The 14,778-nt window shown below is 37.7% G+C and carries 14 protein-coding genes; all 14 read left to right on the top strand.

Annotated elements, in window-relative coordinates:
- Positions 1–26 precede the first annotated feature (26 nt).
- The 14 genes from yfmF (at position 27) to ACQKMD_RS01520 (ending at position 14,729) form a co-directional block, all read left to right on the top strand.
- Entirely contained in the window at positions 27–1,298 is a 1,272-nt protein-coding gene (yfmF, locus tag ACQKMD_RS01585) for an EF-P 5-aminopentanol modification-associated protein YfmF (RefSeq protein ID WP_427748869.1), read from the top strand.
- Positions 1,295–2,626, top strand: a complete 1,332-nt coding sequence (yfmH, locus tag ACQKMD_RS01580; RefSeq protein WP_427748867.1) for an EF-P 5-aminopentanol modification-associated protein YfmH — start codon at positions 1,295–1,297, stop codon at positions 2,624–2,626. The genes yfmF and yfmH overlap by 4 nt, the downstream gene beginning before the upstream one ends.
- Positions 2,626–3,354, top strand: a complete 729-nt coding sequence (gene ymfI / locus ACQKMD_RS01575; RefSeq protein WP_427748865.1) for an elongation factor P 5-aminopentanone reductase — start codon at positions 2,626–2,628, stop codon at positions 3,352–3,354. The genes yfmH and ymfI overlap by 1 nt, the downstream gene beginning before the upstream one ends.
- 42 nt (positions 3,355–3,396) lie before the next feature.
- Positions 3,397–3,654: a DUF3243 domain-containing protein gene (locus ACQKMD_RS01570; RefSeq protein ID WP_427748863.1), complete on the top strand. Its 258-nt coding sequence runs from the start codon at positions 3,397–3,399 to the stop codon at positions 3,652–3,654.
- Between the two features lie 115 nt (positions 3,655–3,769).
- Positions 3,770–4,570, top strand: coding sequence for a DUF3388 domain-containing protein (locus tag ACQKMD_RS01565; RefSeq protein WP_427748861.1), 801 nt, complete (start codon positions 3,770–3,772; stop codon positions 4,568–4,570).
- 7 nt (positions 4,571–4,577) lie between these two features.
- The gene (locus ACQKMD_RS01560) at positions 4,578–5,483 is read left to right on the top strand and encodes a helix-turn-helix domain-containing protein (RefSeq protein ID WP_427748860.1); all 906 of its coding nucleotides are present in this window, start codon (positions 4,578–4,580) and stop codon (positions 5,481–5,483) included.
- Positions 5,484–5,532: 49 nt separating this feature from the next.
- On the top strand, positions 5,533–6,111 hold the full coding sequence (gene pgsA / locus ACQKMD_RS01555; protein WP_427748858.1) for a CDP-diacylglycerol--glycerol-3-phosphate 3-phosphatidyltransferase: 579 nt from the start codon (positions 5,533–5,535) through the stop codon (positions 6,109–6,111).
- Between the two features lie 133 nt (positions 6,112–6,244).
- Entirely contained in the window at positions 6,245–7,501 is a 1,257-nt protein-coding gene (locus tag ACQKMD_RS01550; RefSeq protein WP_427748856.1) for a competence/damage-inducible protein A, read from the top strand.
- Positions 7,502–7,676: 175 nt separating this feature from the next.
- A complete protein-coding gene (gene recA, locus ACQKMD_RS01545; protein ID WP_427748854.1) occupies positions 7,677–8,738 on the top strand; it encodes a recombinase RecA in 1,062 nt (353 codons plus the stop codon).
- A gap of 212 nt (positions 8,739–8,950) precedes the next feature.
- A complete protein-coding gene (gene rny, locus ACQKMD_RS01540) occupies positions 8,951–10,507 on the top strand; it encodes a ribonuclease Y (protein WP_427748852.1) in 1,557 nt (518 codons plus the stop codon).
- A 138-nt stretch (positions 10,508–10,645) separates the two neighbouring features.
- The gene (locus ACQKMD_RS01535; protein WP_038184310.1) at positions 10,646–11,443 is read left to right on the top strand and encodes a TIGR00282 family metallophosphoesterase; all 798 of its coding nucleotides are present in this window, start codon (positions 10,646–10,648) and stop codon (positions 11,441–11,443) included.
- A 90-nt stretch (positions 11,444–11,533) separates the two neighbouring features.
- The gene (locus tag ACQKMD_RS01530; RefSeq protein WP_427748850.1) at positions 11,534–11,800 is read left to right on the top strand and encodes a stage V sporulation protein S; all 267 of its coding nucleotides are present in this window, start codon (positions 11,534–11,536) and stop codon (positions 11,798–11,800) included.
- Between the two features lie 324 nt (positions 11,801–12,124).
- The gene (locus ACQKMD_RS01525) at positions 12,125–13,876 is read left to right on the top strand and encodes a 2-oxoacid:acceptor oxidoreductase subunit alpha (protein ID WP_427748849.1); all 1,752 of its coding nucleotides are present in this window, start codon (positions 12,125–12,127) and stop codon (positions 13,874–13,876) included.
- The gene (locus ACQKMD_RS01520; protein ID WP_427748847.1) at positions 13,863–14,729 is read left to right on the top strand and encodes a 2-oxoacid:ferredoxin oxidoreductase subunit beta; all 867 of its coding nucleotides are present in this window, start codon (positions 13,863–13,865) and stop codon (positions 14,727–14,729) included. Before ACQKMD_RS01525 ends, ACQKMD_RS01520 begins: the two co-directional genes overlap by 14 nt.
- Positions 14,730–14,778: the final 49 nt, after the last annotated feature.

Here is a 14,778-nt window from a genome sequence, read left to right as displayed (position 1 = left end):
ATATTAAAGAGATAGGAGGGGTCTACATGTTTCAAACAATTCAAGTGGCAAAAGGTGTCAATATTCATACAAGAACGACTGATCAATTCAAAACTGTAAATTTTTCAGTGAAATTTAAAAGACCTTTAACTGTCGAGGATGCATCTGAAAGAACGGTGTTAACAAATGTACTGCAACATAGCTGTGCCAGATATCCATCTACTGCTGCTATGCGTATGTATTTAGATGATTTATATGGAACAGTATTGTATTTTGATACTACAAAACGTGGTGATGAACATACTGTGTTATTAAATGTTGAAACAGTCAATGATCAATATTTAAAAAATGGGGAAGTTTTAGACAAAGTGCTAGAGCTAATGCAATCAGTTCTATTTGAGCCAAACTTCGATAACGGTGTATTTCGTGAAAGTATTGTTGGGCGTGAAAAAGAAATGGTGATTGAGCGAATTCAATCTGTTTTTGATGATAAATCACGCTATGCTCAACAGCAGTTGTTGAATATAATGCGCCCAAATCATCCAGCATCTATCTCTGCTAACGGTACAATTGAAAATGTTAAAAAAGTTACACCAGCTTCATTAGTCGAAACATACGAAGCTATGTTGGCTGATGATTTAATCGATATCTACGTAGTAGGTGATATTGATGAGAAAACAATTGTTGAAAGCTTGAAAAAGGCATTACCATTTGCTGATCGTGCAGTGGACCATGCTACGCATCCAACTAAAGAGAGTAAGCCTACTGAAACGTTTGTCAGTGAACAGCAAGATATGAAGCAAGGTAAATTACATATCGGCTATCATACACCTGTCACTTTCACGCACCCTGATTTTCCTAAAATGCAAATTTTTAATGGCATTTTTGGAGGATATCCACATGCAAAATTATTTATGAATGTACGTGAAAAAGAAAGTATGGCTTATTACTGCTCGAGCTCATATTCTTCCCAATATGGGTTAGTATTCGTCATATCAGGAATTGATGCCAACAAAGAGAAAAAGGCAATTTCATTAATCGATGAACAACTAGTTGCGGTTCAAAAAGGCGACATTACAGATTTAGAATTAGCGCAAACAAAAGCTATGTTAACAAACCAATTAAAAGAAGCACTTGATTCATCTAGAGGACAAATTGAAATATATGATCAATATAAAGAATTATCAACAGAGTTCTCGGTAGAAAATATGGCCGCGAAATGGCAAGCTGTAATGAAAGAAGATGTAGTTGATATGGCAAAACTAGTAGAAAAAGAAACAGTATATTTCTTAAGGGGTAAGGAGGATGCTGCAGAATGAAAACAATCCAATTCGATCAATTAGATGAAACACTTTATTATGAGAAGTTAGATAACGGATTAGACGTTTATATTTTGCCTAAAAAAGGCTTCTCTAAAACGTTTGTCACTTTTACTACAAAATACGGTTCCATCGATCGTTCATTCATACCGATTGGTGAAACTGAAGCAATTACAGTACCAGATGGAATTGCACATTTTCTAGAACATAAAATGTTTGAAAAAGAAGATGGTGATGTATTTCAAAAGTTCGGTGAAAAAGGTGCTTCAGCTAATGCTTTCACATCTTTCACAAGGACAGCGTATTTATTCTCAGCGACAGATCATTTATATGAGAGTACGAAAACTTTGCTTGATTTCGTACAACAACCTTATTTCACAGAGCAAACTGTGGAGAAAGAAAAGGGAATTATCGGTCAGGAAATTACGATGTATGATGATCAACCTGATTGGCGTCTATACTTTGGAACGATTGAAAATATGTTCCATGAGCACCCTGTGAAAATTGATATAGCAGGAACTATTGAATCAATCGATGATATTACTGCCGACCATTTATACACTTGCTATAATACGTTTTATCATCCATCTAATATGCTGCTATTTGTCATCGGCGCTGTTGAGCCAGAGAAAATGATGGATTTTATTCGTGCTGATCAAGCTGACAAAACCTTTGAAGAACCAACTCCGATACAGCGCATTGAAGTGACTGAACCTACGGATGTAGCAGTAAAAAGTAGCACATTAGAAATGGATGTATTAAAACCAAAAGTAATTGTTGGTATAAAAGCAAAAGAAACAAGCCTATCTGGTAGAGACATGTTAAAGCATGAGCTGTCTATACAGTTAGCTCTGGATGTTTTATTTGGTAGATCTTCAGATTTCTATACGGATGTATATGAAAAGGCCATGATTGATGAATCGTATTCATATGACTTTTCATTAGAAAAAGGTTTTGGTTTTGCCTTAGTTGGTTCAGATACAAATCAAGCAGATGAATTAGTTGAAGCTATTCAAAATGTATTAAAAAAAACACAAGAAAAATGGCCATTTGGTGCTGATGAGTTAGAACGGGTAAAACGTCGTAAAATTGGCTTTTATTTAAGAGCGTTAAATTCAATTGAATTTATCGCAAATCAATTCACGAGATATGCCTTTAATGATATGAATTTATTTGACGCAGTTCCTGTCATTGAAGAATTGACAGTAGAAGATGTGCAACAAGCTTTCGCTTCACTACAAGGAGAATCGCAGCAAACAGTATTTAAAATTTTACCGGTAGGAAACAAGGCGAAAACAAGTAATTCTAAAGAAGGTCAAGAGCAATAATGAAAAAGTTTTGCTTAGTGCTTGGTGCGTCTGGTACAATTGGGCGCGCCATAAGTACGCAGCTTGCCAAAGATGGCTGGTCTTTATATATGCAATACAATCAAGGTGAAGCGGTAGCTGGCGAGCTTGTAAATGATCTTTCAATTACCTACCCAGAACAGGAATTTATGATGATTCAAGCTGATTTAATAGATCCTCTTGCAGCAGAACGCATTACTCATTCTGTATTTACATTACAAGCGATTGTGGTAGCTAGCGGTCAAGCGCTATATAAGCTAGTGGAGGATACCACTGCTGATGAGATGGATGCACTTTGGAAAGTCCATGTACAAACCCCAATTAGACTGATTAGCCTCCTAGCTTCAAAATTACGCCATAACGAAATAAGTCATATTACTATGATTGGTTCTGTTTGGGGCGAAGCAGGGGCATCAGGAGAGGCTTTGTATGCTACTGTGAAAGGTGCACTCCATGCTTTTGTGAAATCGTATGCACAAGAAGCAGCAGGAAATGGTATTCTTGTTAATGCGGTAGCACCAGGATTAATTAATACTAAAATGAACGGGCATTTGACGGATGTTGAAGAGCAGAATCTAATAGATGAAATTCCATTAGCAAGAGCTGGAGAGCCAGCTGAAGTTGGTCATCTAGTATCATTTTTGTTATCAGGACGTGCTAATTATATTACAGGTCAAATTCTTCGCATAAATGGTGGATGGTACATATAAAATTCTTTTTTACACATACTAAATGTGAAAAGGAGGAGTTTTATGGATATCATTGAAAACTGGCAAAAGTGGACGAGCTTTTTGGGACAAAATGTTGCAAAAGCGGAATCTGCTGGAATGTCACAAAAAGTAATACAAGAAGCCGCTGTACAAATTGGTGAGTATTTGGCTAACAACGTTGATCCGAAAAATGAACAAGAGAGAGTGCTTTCAGAGTTATGGTCGGTGGCAACCGATAATGAAAAGCAATCACTAGCTAATTGTGTTGTAAAATTAGTGCAGAATAGGAAGGTACAATAGGAAAAATGGGGTATTAGCCCCTCTTTTCCTTTTTTTCTTTCCATATGTACAAAAATCGGCTATTATGGAACTTATAAATGTTTTAAGCGTCGTATAATAGAAGGGATCGTTGTATGTGAAAGAATGGTATTTTGAATATGAAATACAAATCAATCGCCCCGGCTTATTAGGAGATATTGCTTCCTTATTAGGTATGCTTCGTGTGAATATTGTGACGATTAATGGTGTCGATCAAGTTCGAAGAGGAATGCTTTTACGAGCTGAAAAGGACGAACAGATTGAACGATTTGAGAATATCGTTTCTACTATGGAAATGATACGTGTAACAAAATTTCGCGAGCCAACAACACGTGATCGCCTAGCGATTCGACATGGACGTTATATACAAAGAGAAGCTGATGAGAAAAAGACGTTTCGCTTTGTACGTGATGAACTAGGTATTTTAGTAGATTTTATGGCAGAACTTTTCAAAAAGGATGGTCATAAACTTATTGGAATTCGAGGAATGCCTCGTGTCGGTAAGACGGAGTCAGTTGTAGCAGCTAGTGTTTGTGCAAATAAGAGATGGTTATTTTTATCATCGACTATGATTAAACAAACTGCACGCAACAAGTTGATTGGAGACGAATTTAATAGCAATAATATATTCATTCTGGATGGGATTGTCACAAGACGATCTTCTGACGAAAAACATCAACAACTCGTACGTGAAATGATGTGTATGCCATCTATTAAGGTAGTAGAGCATCCTGATATGTTTGTGCAACATTCTGAATATACAATTGAAGACTTTGATTATATTATCGAATTAAGACATCATCCAGATGAAGAAATTACATACGAAATCATGGAGAAACATAACAGTATACTTCAAGATTCGAGTGGTTTCGGCGGCTTTGGAGGATTTAATTTTTAACAGGTAGGTGTTACAATTGACAGAATTAGGAACTCGTTTAAAAGAAGCGAGATTGTCAAAAGGGTATAGTCTGGATGACTTACAAGAAATTACGAAAATTCAAAAACGCTATCTTTCTGCTATTGAAGAGGGAAATTATAGCATAATGCCTGGAACGTTTTATGTTCGTGCATTTATTAAACAATATGCAGAAGCGGTGGATCTAAGTGCCGATGAATTACTTGAGACGTATAAATCTGAAGTGCCTGCAAACAAAACAGTTGAAAGTACAACGACAGCAACAATTCAACAACCTCAATCACGTAGAAGTTTGTCTAAAATGCCATCAAAAGGTTTTATGGACTTAATGCCGAAACTTGTTGTTGCTTTATTTATCATAATTGCAATCGTAGTAATCTGGATATTGTTCCAAAAGAAAGCTGATAACTCAACACCAGATGTTAATAAAGAGCCCCCAGTAACTGTGGATACAAAAACTCCAGTTACAAAAAACGATAATAAAGACAAAGACGTACCAGGATCTAAAGATCAAGATAAGAACGATAAAGAAGTAACTAAAAAAGAAAAAAAACAACAACAAAAACTTTCTAAGGGTACACTAGTGAACGATAATGCGACTACTAATTATACTTTAACAGGTACAGAGGAGTTTAAAATCCGTGTAGAGGTTACCGGCGATACATGGGTTGGTGTACAAGATGAAAATCGTACAGAAATCTCTGACAAAGCAGATGTTTACCATGCTAAAGATGTAGTTGAAGTTGATGCGAAGGGTAAGCAAAGCGTTCGTATTCGACTAGGTGCAGCAGCAAATGCAAAAGTTTTTGTCAATGACGAGAAAGTGAAACTTGCAGCTTCACCAAGTGAGCGCACTACTCAAAATATCGTCATTAATTTTTCAGAGAAAGAATAGTCATCTAGAGAAAGATGGCTATTTTCTTTGAAAGAAGGGTGAGGAAATCGTGAATATACCAAATAGAATTACAGTTTCAAGAGTTTTGCTAATTCCAGTTTTCGTACTTTTGATGTTAGTGGACTTTGGATGGGGAAGAATAACTGTGCTTGGCGCAACGATGTCGATTGAGCAATTTGTTGGTGCGGTGATTTTCATTGTAGCTTCTATCACTGATTGGGTAGATGGCTACTACGCACGTAAATATAATTTAGTAACGAATATGGGGAAATTTTTGGACCCATTAGCGGATAAATTGTTAGTTTCTGCTGCATTTATTTTGCTTGTTGAATTAGGAACTGCACCTGCATGGGTTGTCATTATTATTATTAGCCGTGAATTTGCAGTAACTGGCTTACGACTGATTTTAGCAGGTGGTGGTGAGGTAGTCGCTGCAAACCAACTTGGTAAAATCAAGACATGGGCACAAATTGTTGCAATTGCTGCGCTATTGCTAAATAATATTTTCTTTACCATGTTCGGTATTCCTTTTGATGATATTGCATTATACGTAGCTCTATTCTTTACAGTTTGGTCTGGAGCAGATTATTTCTACTTGAATCGTCGTGTATTATTAGATTCAAAATAAAGATAAAATGAATTTTAGTTGGCGAGGATGTAAGTATGGAGGAATTTCTCCTACATTATATGCCTCGCCTTTTGCAACTTTTTGCTTTTTAAGAACCATACATAATACGAGATAAAGGAAGGGACCGTTAGAGATGAATGCTGAAATTATTGCAGTAGGATCAGAGCTTTTGCTTGGCCAAATTACGAATACAAATGCACGTTTTATTTCAGGTCAATTATCGGAGTTAGGTATTAATGTGTATTATCACACTGTTGTTGGAGATAATGTTGATCGTTTAGTAAAAGCGATTGAAATAGCTGAGTCACGTGCAAATCTCATTATTTTCTCGGGTGGTTTAGGTCCAACAAAAGATGATTTAACGAAGGAAACTATCGCAAGACATTTAGGAACTGTACTGGAAACAGATAATTTTGCTATGCAATCGATTGAAGAATTTTTTACTCTTCAAAATCGTATTATGACCGAAAATAATCGTAAACAAGCACTTGTATTAAAAGATTGTGAAGTACTTATAAATCGCCATGGTATGGCACCTGGCATGCTGTTAGAAAAAAATAACCGTATGTATATGTTGTTACCAGGGCCACCGAAAGAATTGGAGCCTATGTTCCAATATGAAGCAAAGCCGAAGTTAGCAGTAAGAGTATATGATGGAGCCCAAATTATGTCGCACGTTTTACGCTTCTATGGCATTGGTGAGGCGGAGTTAGAAGTAAAGGTACAAGATCTATTAGACAACCAAACAAACCCGACTATCGCACCCCTAGCTTCAGATGGAGAAGTAACTCTACGTATTACAGCAAATGCATATAGCCTAAAACAGGCTGAACAATTAATAGCTGGAGCAAAGGATGAAATATTACGTCGAGTTGGCCAATTTATGTACGGTGTTAATGATGATTCTCTTTCTTCTAAAACAGCTGAAATTCTTATCGAAAATAATTTAACTATCGCGGCAGCTGAAAGTCTAACTGCAGGGCTCTTTCAATCTGAATTAGCAGAAAATCCTGGTATCAGTCAATCCCTAATTGGGGGAGTTGTTACATATACGGAACAGGCTAAACGTGATCATCTAGGGATTTCAGCTGATTTATTAGAAAAGTACGGTGTTGTAAGTTCACAATGCGCAGCAGCAATGGCCAGTAAAGTAAAAGAAAAGTTCGGTACAGATATAGGTGTCGGTTTAACAGGGGCAGCAGGACCTGAAGGGCATGATAATCAACCTGCGGGTACTGTATGGATAGCTGTATGTATTGGTGATAATGAACCTCAAACCTATCAATTACATTTAACAGGGCAACGCAATACAAATCGTTTACGCGCAGTGAAACGTACTTTTGCTTTTGTTATTCAATTATTAACGGAACAAGGTTATCGTAAAATATAAAATTGTCTATTCAAATTGGGTTAAATTCAGCTTTTGAGCGATAGATTGGGCATTATTTTTGATTTCGCTCAAATTTTTCCGAATAAATGTTCGCTTTTTTCTTGTGTATTTCTCAAAAAAGAAGTATAGTAGATACAGATATAAAAGAGACAATGTTTTCGAAGGAGGAACAAGATTGAGCGATCGTAAAGCAGCATTAGATATGGCTCTTAAACAAATTGAAAAGCAATTTGGTAAAGGTTCAGTTATGAAATTAGGCGAAAAAACAGACATCGAAATTTTGACTTCTTCAAGTGGTTCTTTAGCACTTGATACAGTACTTGGAGTAGGTGGTTATCCACGAGGTCGAGTTATTGAAATATATGGACCAGAGAGTTCTGGTAAAACAACTGTAGCACTTCATGCGATTGCAGAAGTACAAGCTAATGGTGGCACAGCAGCGTTTATTGATGCAGAACATGCACTTGACCCTGTCTATGCACAAAAACTAGGCGTTAATATTGATGAATTATTACTATCGCAACCAGATACAGGGGAGCAAGCGCTAGAAATCGCTGAAGCTCTTGTACGTAGTGGCGCAATTGACATCATTATTATCGATTCTGTAGCAGCCCTTGTACCAAAAGCCGAAATTGAAGGTGACATGGGTGATTCACATGTTGGTCTACAAGCACGTTTAATGTCTCAAGCATTGCGCAAATTATCAGGGATTATTAACAAGTCTAATACAATTGCTATTTTCATTAACCAAATTCGTGAGAAGATTGGTGTTATGTTCGGTAACCCGGAAACAACACCAGGTGGACGTGCGCTGAAATTCTACAGTTCTGTACGTTTAGAAGTACGTCGCGCAGAAACAATCAAACAAGGTAATGATATGGTAGGTAACAGAACTAAAATTAAGGTCGTTAAAAACAAAGTGGCACCACCATTCAAAACAGCTGAAGTAGATATTATGTATGGTGAAGGGATTTCTAAAGAAGGCGAAATCATCGATATCGGTGTAGAAAAAGAAATCGTGCAAAAGAGTGGTTCTTGGTATGCTTATGAGGAAGAACGTTTAGGCCAAGGGCGCGAAAATGCAAAACAATTCTTAAAAGAAAACCCTGAAATTAGCAATGAAATTGCACATAAAATCCGCGTAGCTTCTGGGATTGCAACTGATTCTTATACAGTTGAATCTGAAGAAGATGAAGCAATGGATGCAGAATTATCATCATTATTAAATGAAGAGTAAGATTTTCTGAGGGTCTTTCAATGTCAATTGAAGGGCCCTTTTGACTATAACTATAACTGTGAATCCTTGACATTGTTTTTTTTCAACTATACAATTAAACTTGTATAATTTCTTAAATTGAAATGAAATAGGCAGTATATTGAGAGCTCCTAGAAATACTTAATGTATAGCCGACTAAAAATGAAAACAATACAGCAAGAGGAGGTGTTCGAATGACTGGAAACATCATCTCCGCTTTGCTTGGACTCATCGTCGGTGCCGCTGTTATCTATTACGTCAATAAAAGAGTGAATGATTCAAAAGTGACAGGTGCAAAGAGTTCCGCAGAGCTCATCATAGATGAAGGTAAAAGAGAAGCGGAAGCTCTAAAGAAAGAAGCACTTCTTGAAGCAAAAGATGAAACTCACACACTTCGAACTGAAGCAGAAAACGACATCCGTGAACGCCGGTCTGAGCTTCAGAAACAAGAAAACCGGTTATTGCAAAGAGAAGAAAATCTTGATCGCAAGGATGAAGCTCTGAACAAGAGGGAAGCAGGTTTAGAGCGCAAAGACGATGCTCTAAACGATAGACAACAGCATATTGAACAGATGGAAAGCAAAGTGGAAGAACTCGTAGCTAAACAGCAATCTGAAATCGAACGTATCTCAGCATTAACTCGTGAAGAAGCAAAAGTCATTATTCTAAAACAAGTAGAAAACGAGTTATCAACTGATATAGCAGTTATGACGAAAGAATCTGAAATGCGAGCGAAAGAAGAGTCTGACAAAAAAGCACGAGAAATTTTATCACTAGCCCTTCAGCGCTTTGCAGCTGATCACGTTGCAGAAACGACAGTTTCAGTCGTCAATTTACCAAATGACGAGATGAAAGGTCGTATTATTGGACGTGAAGGCCGTAACATTCGAACACTTGAAACGCTTACAGGTATTGATTTAATTATTGATGACACACCTGAAGCAGTCATTCTATCAGGATTTGATCCAATTCGCAGAGAAACAGCACGTCTAGCACTTGAAAAGTTAGTTCAAGACGGCCGTATCCATCCAGCTCGTATCGAAGAAATGGTTGAGAAATCTCGCCGTGAAGTGGACGAGCAAATTCGTGAAACAGGTGAACAAACAACATTCGAAGTGGGTATCCACAATTTACATCCGGATTTAATGAAAATTTTAGGTCGTATGAAATATCGTACAAGTTATGGTCAAAATGTACTTAAACACTCTGTGGAGGTTGCTCACTTAGCGGGCTTACTGGCAGCAGAGTTAGGTGAAGATGTACTTTTAGCAAAACGAGCAGGATTACTGCATGATATCGGTAAAGCGATTGACCATGAAGTAGAAGGAAGTCACGTAGAAATTGGTGTAGAATTAGCTACAAAATACAAAGAACATCCTGTTGTTATTAACAGTATTGCTTCTCACCATGGTGATACTGAACCAACTTCAGTTATTGCTGTATTAGTAGCTGCTGCTGATGCTTTATCTGCAGCCCGCCCAGGTGCACGTAGTGAAACACTTGAAAACTATATTCGTCGACTAGAAAAACTGGAAGAAATCTCTGAATCATATGAAGGCGTTGAGAAATCATTCGCTATTCAAGCTGGTCGTGAAATACGTATAATCGTACGTCCTGATCAGATCGATGATTTAGCTTCACATCGTCTAGCACGTGATATTCGCAAACGCATTGAGGATGAACTGGATTATCCAGGGCATATTAAAGTGACCGTTATTCGTGAAACACGCGCAGTCGAATATGCGAAATAGTTAAATTCAAAATAAGAAGTAAGTATACGCCAAATGTAAAGTAAGAAAACTGAATTAAAAAATTCAAATATTTTATAAAGAAGGCTTCTTAGAACCTCGGTCGAGAAGCCTTTTTTGTTGGAAAAGAGTGAATCAATAATGAAAGTACTATTTATCGGAGACATTGTCGGCTCAATTGGCCGTACAGCTGTTGAAACATATTTACCAAGATTAAAGAGAAAATATGCACCAGATGTTGTCATTGCAAACGGAGAGAACGCCGCTGCTGGACGTGGGATTACAAGAGCTATTTATCAAGAGTTATTAATGACGGGCGTAGATGTCATTACAATGGGTAACCATACATGGGATCAAAAAGAAATTTTCGATTTCATCGACGATGCTGAATTCCTAATTAGACCCGCAAACTTCTCGGACGAAGCACCTGGCAAAGGGATGACGACTATTTCAAAAAATGGTCATACTTTATCGGTAATCAATTTACATGGACGTACTTTCTTACCACCACATGGCGATCCATTTGCTAAAGCAGACGAATTAATTGAAGAAGCAAAGAAAGTTTCGCCACTTATTTTCGTAGATTTCCATGCCGAAACAACGAGTGAAAAAATTGCAATGGGCTGGTATCTAGATGGCAGAGTATCAACTCTTGTAGGTACGCATACACATGTTCAAACAGCGGATGCTCGAATTTACCCTGGAGGAACAGCATATATTACCGATGTTGGGATGACTGGACCTTATGATGAAGTACTTGGAATGAATAAGGAAAGTGTAATCTATAGATTTAAAACAAATATGCCAACACGTTTTGAAGTACCAAAGCAAGGTCGAGAAGTGTTAAGTGGCTTCTTTGTTGATCTTGATGATAAAACGGGCTTAGCAAAATCATTTGAACGCATATATATTAACGCAGATTATCCATTTAAAGCCTAATTGCAAGTCTATATCCAAAACCTACTGCATACAATAATTCATGGACAATAGAGATGTCCCACATTTTTTCAAATTAAGGGAGGAATTGTTGTGGATTCATTGAAAGTATCTTCTCGCTCAAACCCTAACTCAGTCGCTGGCGCATTAGTAGCAGTCATCAGAGAGCAAGGCTTTGCAGAGATGCAAGCAGTTGGAGCAGGCGCACTAAATCAAGCTGTTAAAGCAGTTGCAATTGCAAGAGGATTTGTTGCACCAAGTGGAACGGACTTGACTTGTTCGCCTGCATTTACGGATATTTTAATTGCAGGTGAAGACCGAACGGCTATGAAGCTTTTAGTTGAAAAGCGTACTAGATAAATAGAAAAACCAAAATACCGGGAAACCGGTATTTTTTTATGGGAAAAATAATGAGATTTTGTATTTTTGCTTATTAAAAATGTAGCTTTAGGTTGCCCTTTGTACGATGAAGTGAGCAAACTAAGCTTTTTACTATACATAGAAAAGTATGTTAACATAGTGAGTATTGTCAGTGATTGTTTTTACAACTTATTGAACGAGCTTTTCCGTCAAAGGTCTGAATTTCAAAGAAATCGCTTATAAACAATAGTTTACATCGGGTCTTCGTGATAAACTGATGAAGGATAAAAAAGCTTAAAACCTGTAATTAAGGAGATGTTATACATGTTACATCAGCTTTCATGGAAAGTCGGTGGGCAACAAGGGGAAGGTATTGAGAGTACGGGAGAAATTTTCTCTACGGCTATGAACCGTCTTGGATACCATTTATATGGATACCGTCACTTCTCTTCCCGCATTAAAGGTGGCCATACGAACAATAAAATTAATGTACGCACATCTGTCGTACACACGATTCCAGATGATTTAGATATATTGGTTGCATTTGACCAAGAAACAATCGATGTCAATTATAAAGAGTTGACAACCGAAGGTGTTATTTTAGCAGATGCTAAATTTAAGCCTGTAAAACCAGAAGATTGCCCTGCAACACTTTACGTTGTACCATTCACAGAAGTAGCTGCTGAGTTAGGAACTACTTTAATGAAAAACATGGTGGCAATCGGTGCAACCGCTGCATTATTAAACCTTGAAGATGAAGTTTTCCAGAGCGTCGTTGATGAAATCTTCGGCCGTAAAGGTGAAACAGTTGTCCAAAAAAATATGACAGCAATCGCACAAGGACATGAACTAATGAATGGCATGCTTGGTGATAATGTCGGAAAATTCGAATTAGAACCAGCTGACGGAAAACACCGCTTGTTTATGATCGGTAATGAAGCTATCGCACTAGGTGCATTAGCAGCAGGCTCCCGCATTATGGCAGCATACCCAATTACTCCAGCGTCAGAAATAATGGAATACTTAATCAAAAAATTGCCGAAATTCGGTGGTACTGTTATCCAAACAGAAGATGAAATCGCAGCTGCAACAATGGCAATCGGCGCAAACTATGGTGGCGTACGTTCATTTACAGCGTCTGCAGGTCCTGGTTTATCATTAATGATGGAAGCAATCGGGCTTTCTGGAATGACAGAACAACCACTTGTTGTTGTTGATACACAACGAGGTGGTCCATCAACAGGTCTACCAACAAAACAAGAACAATCTGATTTAATGGCAATGTTATATGGAACACATGGTGAAATTCCTAAAGTTGTTATCGCACCAAGTACTGGTGAAGAAGCGTTCTACGATACAATTCAAGCGTTCAACATTGCAGAAGAACTACAATTGCCAGTTATCTTATTGTCGGATCTTCAATTATCACTTGGTAAACAAACTGTTGAACCATTTGATTACTCAAAAATCGAAATTCGTCGTGGCAAATTAGAACTTGGCGAATTACCTGAAGCAGAAGATAAAGCATACTTCAAACGCTATGAAGTAACAGAAGATGGCGTGTCAACTCGTGTCGTACCAGGTCAAAAACATGGTATTCATCACGTTACAGGTGTCGAACATGATGAAACAGGTAAACCATCTGAAGCAGCGGGCAACCGTAAAGCGCAAATGGACAAACGATTCCGTAAAATAGATCATGTAAACTTTAATATGCCTGTATTTAAAAACACACCTCATGAAGAAGCAGATGTTTTATTAGTTGGCTTTAACTCGACTAAAGGTGCGTTGGAAGAAATTCAGCCAATGTTAAATGAAGAAGGCATCAAAACAAATCATGCTCATATTCGTTTAATTCACCCATTCCCAACAGAGGAAATGAGAGAATTGATCGACAATGCGAAAAAAGTAATTGTCGTTGAGAATAATGCTACTGGTCAATTAGCTAATGTAATGAAAATGAATATTGGCGCACACGATAAAATTATTAGCTTAGTGAAATATGACGGCACACCATTCTTGCCAAAAGAATTGTTAGGCCGCGTGAAGGAGTTGCTAACAGATGGTAACATTTAAGGATTTCCGAAATAATGTTAAACCTAACTGGTGTCCTGGATGTGGTGACTTTTCAGTGCAAGCTGCGATCCAACGTGCTGCAGCAAATCTAGAAATCCAACCACATGAACTAGCAGTTGTTTCAGGAATCGGCTGTTCAGGTCGTATCTCAGGATACATCAATTCATATGGATTACATGGTATTCACGGACGTGCATTACCAATTGCACAAGGATTGAAAATGGCAAACCGTGATTTAAAAGTAATCGCTTCGGGCGGTGACGGTGACGGTTTCGCAATCGGTATGGGTCATACAATTCATTCAATCCGTCGTAACGTTGATATTACGTACATCGTCATGGATAACCAAATCTATGGTTTAACTAAAGGGCAAACATCACCACGCTCAGCTGCTGGTTTTGTCACAAAGTCAACACCAGGTGGCGCAATCGAACCGTCATTAAAACCATTGGAAGTAGCATTATCTGCTGGTGCAACATTCGTAGCACAAAGCTTCTCTACAGATTTAAAAGAGCTAACTGCGATTATTGAAGCAGGTATGAATCACAATGGTTTCTCATTTATTAATGTATTCAGCCCTTGTGTAACTTACAACAAAATCAACACTTATGACTGGTTCAAAGAAAACATTACAAAATTATCAAGCATTGAAGGCTACGATTCAACAAACCGTGCCCAAGCAATGGCAACTGTAATGGAACATGAAGGTCTAGTAACAGGTATCATTTATCAAGACGAAGAAACGCCTTCGTACCAAAACTTAATAAATGGATATAGTAAAGAACCACTTAATCAGCAAGAAATGATGATTGAAGAAAAAGACCTCCAAGATCTAATGAAAGAATTTATGTGATAAATAATTTAGTAACTAATCCTCAAGTCGTTTTCCTGGCTAGAGGATT

The organism is Viridibacillus sp. NPDC096237 (genome assembly GCF_050278625.1).
Taxonomy (GTDB): Bacteria; Bacillota; Bacilli; order Bacillales_A; family Planococcaceae; genus Viridibacillus.
This window is presented reverse-complemented; position numbering and strand designations above follow the sequence as displayed.

Bases quoted from the DNA above. Each gene is read 5' to 3' on its own strand.
- yfmH (WP_427748867.1), top strand. From the start codon at position 1,295: ATGAAAACAATCCAATTCGATCAATTAGATGAAACACTTTATTATGAG.
- ACQKMD_RS01525 (WP_427748849.1), top strand. From the start codon at position 12,125: ATGTTACATCAGCTTTCATGGAAAGTCGGTGGGCAACAAGGGGAAGGT.
- rny (WP_427748852.1), top strand. From the start codon at position 8,951: ATGACTGGAAACATCATCTCCGCTTTGCTTGGACTCATCGTCGGTGCC.
- ACQKMD_RS01535 (WP_038184310.1), top strand. From the start codon at position 10,646: ATGAAAGTACTATTTATCGGAGACATTGTCGGCTCAATTGGCCGTACA.
- ACQKMD_RS01550 (WP_427748856.1), top strand. From the start codon at position 6,245: ATGAATGCTGAAATTATTGCAGTAGGATCAGAGCTTTTGCTTGGCCAA.
- ACQKMD_RS01570 (WP_427748863.1), top strand. From the start codon at position 3,397: ATGGATATCATTGAAAACTGGCAAAAGTGGACGAGCTTTTTGGGACAA.
- ymfI (WP_427748865.1), top strand. From the start codon at position 2,626: ATGAAAAAGTTTTGCTTAGTGCTTGGTGCGTCTGGTACAATTGGGCGC.
- ACQKMD_RS01520 (WP_427748847.1), top strand. From the start codon at position 13,863: ATGGTAACATTTAAGGATTTCCGAAATAATGTTAAACCTAACTGGTGT.
- yfmF (WP_427748869.1), top strand. From the start codon at position 27: ATGTTTCAAACAATTCAAGTGGCAAAAGGTGTCAATATTCATACAAGA.